The organism is Mesorhizobium sp. M7D.F.Ca.US.004.03.1.1 (genome assembly GCF_003998635.1).
In the GTDB taxonomy this organism is placed as follows: domain Bacteria; phylum Pseudomonadota; class Alphaproteobacteria; order Rhizobiales; family Rhizobiaceae; genus Mesorhizobium; species Mesorhizobium loti.
Genome location: NZ_RZQG01000892.1, coordinates 1 through 2371, shown reverse-complemented (window position 1 = coordinate 2371; position 2371 = coordinate 1). Strand labels below are relative to the sequence as shown.

3 protein-coding genes and 1 pseudogene are annotated in these 2371 nt (G+C 62.2%); 2 read left to right on the top strand and 2 right to left on the bottom strand.

Going from position 1 to position 2371, the window contains the following annotated elements:
• The coding region (locus tag EN935_RS31470; protein ID WP_127373988.1) for a polysaccharide deacetylase family protein at positions 1 to 660 on the top strand (660 nt) is incomplete at its 5' end.
• A 26-nt stretch (positions 661 to 686) separates the two neighbouring features.
• Here the strand turns inward: EN935_RS31470 and EN935_RS31465 are convergent.
• On the bottom strand, positions 687 to 1085 hold the full coding sequence (locus tag EN935_RS31465) for a MarR family winged helix-turn-helix transcriptional regulator (RefSeq protein WP_245468863.1): 399 nt from the start codon (positions 1083 to 1085) through the stop codon (positions 687 to 689).
• A gap of 147 nt (positions 1086 to 1232) precedes the next feature.
• On the opposite strand from EN935_RS31465, the gene EN935_RS31460 reads away from it, so the two are divergent.
• Positions 1233 to 1640: a hypothetical protein gene (locus EN935_RS31460; protein ID WP_127264290.1), complete on the top strand. Its 408-nt coding sequence runs from the start codon at positions 1233 to 1235 to the stop codon at positions 1638 to 1640.
• Positions 1641 to 1776: 136 nt separating this feature from the next.
• On the opposite strand, the pseudogene EN935_RS31455 reads toward EN935_RS31460, so the two are convergent.
• Positions 1777 to 2371, bottom strand: a pseudogene (locus EN935_RS31455) (N-methylproline demethylase); the annotation flags it as partial.

The window sequence follows — 2371 nt, the reverse complement described above, 5'->3', positions numbered from 1 at the left end:
ACCTTCGACGATGGCCCGCTGAACGGCACAAGCAACATCCTCGATGTGCTGGAAGCCGAGCAGGTTCCGGCGACCATGTTCATGGTCGGCATGCACGCGCAGGCGAGCGCCGGCAACAGGGCGCTCGCCCAACGCGCCAAGCAGCTTGCGCTGGTGACGCTCGGCAACCACAGCTACAGCCACGCCAACAACCGCTACCAGCATTTTTACGCCGACACCGAAGGCGTCGTCGCCGACATGATGCGGGCAAACGCGGTGCTTGGCTTGAAGCCGATGGTGCATGCGCGGCTGCCGGGACGCGACGTGTTCAGGCTGCCCTCCATGTCGAAGAACGACACCTCGCTTGGCCTCGCCCAGGAGGGGCATGAAGAGCCCGACTACGAGTTTGTCGCGGCCTCAGGCTTCTATCTCTACGGCTGGGACCACGAATGGGTGCACAAGGACAGCGGCGAACCGGTGCAGAGCGTCGACCATCTGGTCAGCGAGATCGACCACCTCTTCGGCTATGGCCGCTTCGTCAAGCCCGGCAAGCTGATCCTGTTGATGCATGACGAGATGTTCCAGGACCGCTTCGACGGCAAGACGAAGCTGACCAATTTGATCACCGCGCTGAAGCTGCGCCATTACACCTTTGGGACAATCCAGGGCTACGACGACTGAACCGATGATCGGGGGTGCGCGCTCCCCTATCCTCCCACATTGCCCCGCAACGCCGCCAGCACCTGCGCGAACTCCGCCAGCCGCTCGTCGGACAACCCCACCCGCAGCCGCTTGTCAAAGGAAAGCGCTGCTTTGCGCAATGTCTCGAACATTGCTTCTCCGGCCCCGGTCAATTCGACCAGATGAACGCGACGGTTGACGGGATCGCGGCGGCGCATCAGCAGGCCCTGTGCCTCCATCGCGTTGAGATGGTGGGTCAGCGTCGCCCCCTGGATGCCGATCATGCCGGCGAGTTCGCGCTGATTGGCAAGCCTGCTCGACTTGACCGACAGCAGGGTGAGCCAGACCGGCAACGTACCGCCGGCCTCGACCAAGGCGGCGTCGAAAGCCTGGGCAACCAGCTTGGCGGTTCGGCCGAGATTCATGCCAACTGGCGGGCGTTCGAAGGGTGTCATTGCAGGACACTAAACGGTGTTTTCCGCAGATGGAACTGGCTGTCTTTTATACATTGACATCTAATCATTCGATATCTAACTTTATGTGCAATGGCGGGCGCGAGAGGAGATCCGGTCATGCAGTATGTCTACATCGTCATTATCGGCCTTCATGTCATGGCCGGTGTTTTCTGGGCAGGCACCACGATCACGCTGGCGCGCGATCCCGATATCCGGGCCGAACGCTTCATCCAGCCGCAGATGGGCGCGACCGGCATGGTTTTCCTGACCGGAGCGCTGCTCTGGTATTTCTTCCACGGCGCCTATTTCGGTTCGATGGAAATGGTGCTCGCGCTTGGCATCCTGGCCGCTTTCGCCGCCGCCGGCGTGCTCGGCGCCATGGTCAGGGCGCCGAGCAGACGACTTGCCGATGCGAATGCGGAAACCGAAACGCAACTTCGCGCCAGAATGGCGACGGGCGAGCGCATTGCCGCCTGGTTGCTGGTCGTCACGGTGCTGTGCATGGCTGTCGCGAGAATGGTCTGAGACGCCGCACCTCCTCACAGAATCGTACGTTGTCTGGCGACGAGCCAATGACGTGCGGGCGCGCGGCCAGATCGAAGTACACGGGCTCTCGTACGCAGGTCCGACCGCGCGCCACCGATCCTCGCGATACCTAATTTCAGATCCGCAAGCCGAACCTGATGCCGTCATAGATGGCGGCATGGATGTTGCGCGAGGCGACCGCGTCGCCAATGCGGAACATCACGAAGCCGCCTTGCGGATTACGGGCCGGAAAGATGTCGCCACCGCTCACCAGACGCTCGTAATCCACCGCGCCGCCATTCTTCGACAGCGGCTTCAGCGAGAGATAGAGATCGTCGAGCGGCAGCGTGCCGTGCTCGACCACCACCTGGTCGACCCGCCGCTCACCGCGCCAGCTGTCGGCGAAATCCGAGGCCAGTTCGGCGATCAGCTGGTTGCCTTCGCGCCGCACCGAACGCAGCCGTGTGTTGATGGTGATGGTGACGCCCTTTTCCTGGAAGGCGCGCATGTATGGCACGTGATTCATACCGCCCATTTCCGGGGCAAAGAAGCGCTCCGGCGAAACAAGTTCTAGTTTCGAGCCGGCATTGGCGATCAGTTCGGCCGCGCCCATGCCCTGATGGCCGCCATTGTCGTCATAGAGCAGCACGTTTTCGGCCGGCTTGACGCTGCCAGCCATGATGTCCCAGCTTGAGGTGACAAGGTTGTCGCCCGCCGTCAGCGGCGGGGTT